We start from the raw sequence: 5741 nt of genomic DNA on the forward strand, positions 1-5741 counted from the left end.
CGGTGACGGTCATCCGCTGCTCCTTGCCGGTGCCCAGGTCCTTCGCGCCGACGTGCATGATGCCGTTGGCGTCGATGTCGAAGGTGACCTCGATCTGCGGCATCCCGCGCGGGGCCGGCGGCAGACCGGTCAGCTCGAACATGCCGAGCTTCTTGTTGTAGGCGGCGATCTCCCGCTCGCCCTGGTAGACCTGGATCTGCACCGACGGCTGGTTGTCCTCGGCGGTGGTGAAGATCTCCGAGCGCTTGGTCGGGATCGTGGTGTTGCGCTCGATCAGCTTGGTCATGATGCCGCCCTTGGTCTCGATACCCAGGGACAGCGGGGTGACGTCGAGCAGCAGGACGTCCTTGACCTCGCCCTTGAGCACACCGGCCTGGAGCGACGCGCCGATGGCGACGACCTCGTCCGGGTTGACGCCCTTGTTGGCGTCCTTGCCGCCGGTCAGCTCGCGCACCAGCTCGGCGACGGCGGGCATCCGGGTCGAGCCGCCGACCAGGACCACGTGGTCGATCTCGGAGAGCTGGATGCCGGCGTCCTTGATGACGTTGTGGAACGGCGTCTTGCAGCGGTCCAGCAGGTCCGCGGTGAGCTGCTGGAACTGGGCGCGGGTCAGCTTCTCGTCCAGGTGCAGCGGGCCCTCGGCGGACGCGGTGATGTAGGGCAGGTTGATCGAGGTCTCGGTGGACGAGGACAGCTCGATCTTCGCCTTCTCCGCGGCCTCGCGCAGGCGCTGGAGCGCCATCTTGTCCTTGGACAGGTCCACGCCGTGGCCGGACAGGAACTGCTTGACCAGGTAGTCCACCACCCGCTGGTCCCAGTCGTCGCCGCCGAGGTGGTTGTCGCCGTTGGTGGCCTTCACCTCGACCACGCCGTCGCCGATCTCCAGCAGCGAGACGTCGAAGGTGCCGCCGCCGAGGTCGAAGACGAGGATCGTCTGGTCGTCCTTGTCGAGGCCGTACGCCAGCGCGGCGGCGGTCGGCTCGTTGACGATGCGCAGCACGTTCAGACCGGCGATCTCACCGGCCTCCTTGGTGGCCTGGCGCTCGGAGTCGTTGAAGTACGCCGGGACGGTGATCACCGCGTCGGTGACCTTCTCACCCAGGTACGACTCCGCGTCCCGCTTCAGCTTCTGCAGGATGAAGGCGGAGATCTGCTGGGGGTTGAAGTCCTTGCCGTCGAGGTTGATCTTCCAGCCGGTGCCCATGTGGCGCTTGACCGACCGGATCGTCCGGTCCACGTTGGTAACGGCCTGGCGCTTGGCCACCTCGCCGACGAGCACCTCGCCGTTCTTGGCGAAGGCTACGACGGACGGCGTGGTCCTGGCGCCCTCTGCGTTGGTGATGACGGTGGGCTCGCCGCCTTCCAGAACGCTGACGACGGAATTAGTCGTGCCCAGGTCGATGCCGACCGCACGTGCCATGGTGAGTCCTCCAACTGACTTGAGTGGATCTGGCTCAAGAGTGCATCAGCGGGGATTCAGTGTCAACAGACATGAGTCGAAGGGGCTCAACTTAGCGGCGCGCGAGAAGCGCATCGCACGGGGCGCACGGGGTGCGGGGTGCGGGCCGGAGGGACCGGCCGCCACGTCCACCTTGACGTTGCCCGTTTCATCCATGATTGTCACGATTAAAGGCGCTTCCCTGGTGTTTCGCAGCAGCGAGGGGACGCGCGACACAGATCACCACCGACGCGGCTTCAAGTGCCCCTCGTTCCCGGGTAATCTCAGCGGAGACCAGGGTAAGTTACCGCTTAGTACGAACGTGGGGCCGGTGAGCACGAACCCCGGGGCCGGCCCGCCCGGCAGTCCAGTCCCAACGAGCCAGTCCACCGGGCCGGTCACCGGACCGGCCCCACCGACCGTCCCGCCGACCAGTCCCCAGGCAGAACCGCCGCGCAGGCCCGAGGAGCCACTATGCAACTCGCCGCGATCATCGTGTCGTTGGTCCTCTCCGCGGTCGGCGTCGCGCTCATCAGCCTCGCCGTCGCGCAGATCTACCGGTTCGTCCGGCTCGGCCAGCCGGTCCCGGCCGGCACCCGCACCGACGACCCGGTGACCAGGACCAGGACGCTGACCCGGGAGTTCGTCGGCCACACGAGGATGAACACGTGGGGCATCGTCGGCCTCGCCCACTGGTTCGTGGCGGTCGGCTTCCTCACCCTGGGCCTGACCATCGTCAACGCCTACGGCCAGCTGTTCGAGGCCGACTGGATACTGCCGGTGCTCGGCGACTGGCTGCCGTACGAGCTCTACACCGAAGTGCTGGCCACCCTCACCACCCTGGGCATCATCACCCTCATCGTGATCCGGCTGCTGAACCTGCCCTCCCGCCCCGGCCGCAAGTCCCGCTTCGCCGGCTCCACGGCCTGGCAGGCGTACTTCGTCGAGTACGTCGTGCTGACCATCGGCCTGGCCATCCTGACGCTGCGCGGCCTGGAGGGCGCCCTGCACGGCGTCCACCACTACGAGGCCGCGTACCTCGTCTCGTACCCCCTGGTCGCCGCCTTCCGGCAGCTGAGCACCGAGACCCTGCAGAACATCGTGTACGCGACCGCGGCGGTCAAACTCAGCGTCACCATGATCTGGGCCATCGTGCTCGGCCTGAACACCGACATGGGCGTGGCCTGGCACCGCTTCCTGGCGTTCTTCAACATCTGGTACAAGCGCAACCCCGACGGCGCGGTGGCGCTCGGCGCCCTCCAGCCGATGACCAGCGGCGGCGTCCCGGTCGACTTCGAGGACCCCGGTGAGGACGACGTCTTCGGCGTCTCCCAGGTCGAGCAGTTCTCCTGGAAGGGCATCCTCGACTTCTCCACCTGCACCGAATGCGGACGCTGCCAGTCCCAGTGCCCCGCGTGGAACACCGGCAAGCCGCTCTCCCCCAAGCTGCTGATCATGTCCCTGCGCGACCACGCGCACGCCAAGGCCCCCTACCTGCTGGCCGGCGGCGGCAAGACCATGGAGGGCCAGGAGAAGGCGACCGCGCAGCAGCTCGCCGGCGTCCCCGCCGCCGCGCTCGCCGAGGCCGAGCGGCCGCTGATCGGGACGGTCGAGGAGAACGGCGTCATCGACCCCGACGTGCTGTGGTCGTGCACCACCTGCGGCGCCTGCGTCGAGCAGTGCCCGGTCGACATCGAACACGTCGACCACATCGTCGACATGCGCCGCTACCAGGTGATGATCGAGTCGTCCTTCCCCAGCGAGGCCGGCACGATGCTGAAGAACCTGGAGAAGAAGGGCAACCCCTGGGGCCTGCCCAAGAAGCAGCGCCTGGCCTGGACCAAGGAGGTCGACTTCGAGGTCCCGGTCGTCGGCGAGGACATCGAGGACCTCACCGAAGTCGACTACCTGTACTGGGTCGGCTGCGCCGGCGCCCTGGAGGACCGCGCCAAGAAGACCACCAAGGCCTTCGCCGAGCTGCTGCACACCGCGGGCGTGAAGTTCGCGATCATGGGCGGCGAGGAGAACTGCACCGGCGACTCCGCCCGCCGCCTCGGCAACGAGTTCCTCTTCCAGCAGCTCGGCGCGGAGAACGTCGCGATGCTCAACATGGCCTTCGGCGAGACCGCTGACGACAGCGGCTCCGCCGCGGGGGCCGATCCGTCCACCCGCAGGCCGCGCGCCGCCAAGAAGATCGTCGCGACCTGCCCGCACTGCTTCAACACCATCGCCAACGAGTACCCGCAGCTGGGCGGCGAGTACGAGGTCATCCACCACACCCAGCTGCTCCAGTCGCTGGTGGACGACGGCAAGCTGGTCCCGGTCACCCCCGTCGAGGGCCTGATCACCTACCACGACCCGTGCTACCTCGGCCGCCACAACAAGGTCTACACGCCGCCGCGCGAGATCATCGCCAAGGTCCCCGGCCTGCGCAACGAGGAGATGCACCGCCACAAGGAACGCGGCTTCTGCTGCGGCGCCGGCGGCGCCCGGATGTGGATGGAGGAGCGGATCGGCAAGCGCATCAACAACGAGCGCGTCGACGAGGCCCTCTCCCTCGACCCGGACATCATCTCCACCGCGTGCCCGTTCTGCCTGGTGATGCTGACCGACTCGGTCAACGGAAAGAAGAACGACGGCCAGGCGAAGGAGAACCTGCAGGTCGTGGACGTGGCGCAACTGCTGCTCGACTCGGTCCGGGCGCCGCGGGCCGCGTCGGCGGTCGCGGCGGCGGGGGAGCCCGCGGGGACGGCGTGAGGGCCTGGCGCGAGGGCAGTCCTGCGGGCCGGTCGAGCGACGGTGTGAGCGACGTGTCACAGGTTGGCGGCAAAGGCACGGTTCCGTACGGCGTGCGGCTGTGGCGCTGCCGCTGAACGGGTACGTTCGGAGCGTGGCTGGTTTCAGGGATCGACGGGGTCAGGGCGGCGAGCGGGGCGGCTACCCTCCGCGCTTCGGGCAGGCCGGTGCGCCCGCGGGGTACGGCGCCGGTGCGGCGCCCTCCGGGGAGCCGGAGTACTACGGTTCGCCGGCGGGTCCGCCCCCAGCCGCCGGAAGCACCCCGGGGTACGACGACACTCCGGGGCACACGCGGGCGTTCACGATGGGAGGCCCGGAGGGGGCGTACGGAAACGGGTCGGGCCCGTCGTACCCGAACGGCGGATCGTACCGCGACCGGGAGCCGTCCTCGTACGACAACGTGGCCACGTACCGCGCGGGCCAGGCCGCCGCGCCGCCCGCAGGCCCCAGGCTGCACTGGAAGGCACTGCTCGGCGGCATCGTCCGGCACCCGGGCCGTACGTTCTGGCAGATGCGCGACCACACCATGTGGGGCCCGGCCCTCACGGTCACCTTCGTCTACGGGCTGCTCGCCGTCTTCGGCTTCGACGGCGCCCGTCAGGACGTCCTGGACGCGACGCTGTCCACCAGCATCCCCTGGGTCCTCACGACCGCCGTCGCGGTCGTGCTGTGCGGCCTGACCCTGGGCGCGGTCACCAACACCCTCGCCCGTCAGCTCGGCGGCGACGGCGCCTGGGCGCCCACCATCGGCCTGGCGATGCTGATCACGTCCCTGACGGACGCGCCCCGCCTCCTGTTCGCCCTCTTCCTGGGCGGCGCCAACTCCTTCGTCCAACTGCTGGGCTGGCTCACCTGGGTCGCGTGCGCGGTGCTGCTGACGTCGATGGTGCGCAAATCCCATGATCTGCCGTGGCTGAAGGCGCTGGGGGCGGCGTCGATCCAACTGGTGGCGTTGCTGACCTTGTTCAAGCTGCCGCTGATCTAGGCAGGTGCGGGGGCCGGGCGGGGCGGGCCCTGCCGCGGCGGGGAGCGGTGGGTGCGGTGACGGTGGCGGGTGCAGCGGCTGTACGACCACGCCGCCGGCCACTCCGCCGCCGACGCTCCCGACCACGTCTCCGGCACTCGGCCCTGGTCCAGGGCCGCCCGGTCACCGCTCCGCCGGGAGACGGCCGGATCTTCGCGCGGGTGGGACCAGTGGTGGGACTGGTGCCGCGGCGGTCAGGGTGTGCCCGTCAAGGAGCGGCGTCCGGCGCGGTGCGTCGCAAGGCGCCGGACCGGCCTCGCAGTGGGCCTGCCCGGTCGATGCGGCAACACCGCGAGATGCCGTGCCGGGCGTCGCGACGGGGCAACTCCGGCTGACGCGGCACTAGGGCCTGTGTGATGTCGTGATCAATTTTGCTGATCCGGCGCCGTCTGGCAGGGGGAGCATGTAGGAAGACGGTCGTGACGCGAAGGCAACTCACCGACGAGCAGTGGACGTTGATCGAGCCGTATCTGCCGATAGGCG

At 69.2% G+C, this 5741-nt stretch carries 3 protein-coding genes; 2 read left to right on the forward strand and 1 reads right to left on the reverse strand.

The annotated features are described in order from the left end of the window. Positions 1 to 1420: molecular chaperone DnaK (dnaK, locus tag VIW71_RS24220; RefSeq protein WP_331624710.1), on the reverse strand; the 1420-nt coding region annotated here is incomplete at its 3' end. Positions 1421 to 1912: 492 nt separating this feature from the next. Here dnaK and VIW71_RS24225 point away from each other — a divergent pair. Next, entirely contained in the window at positions 1913 to 4195 is a 2283-nt protein-coding gene (locus VIW71_RS24225) for a (Fe-S)-binding protein (RefSeq protein ID WP_331624711.1), read from the forward strand. A gap of 133 nt (positions 4196 to 4328) precedes the next feature. Continuing rightward, positions 4329 to 5219 carry a Yip1 family protein gene (locus tag VIW71_RS24230; RefSeq protein ID WP_331624712.1) on the forward strand — a complete coding sequence of 297 codons (891 nt, stop codon included), beginning with the start codon at positions 4329 to 4331 and terminating at the stop codon, positions 5217 to 5219. The last annotated feature ends 522 nt before the right edge of the window (positions 5220 to 5741 follow it).

The organism is Streptomyces sp., from assembly GCF_036524955.1.
Taxonomy (GTDB): Bacteria; Actinomycetota; Actinomycetes; order Streptomycetales; family Streptomycetaceae; genus Actinacidiphila.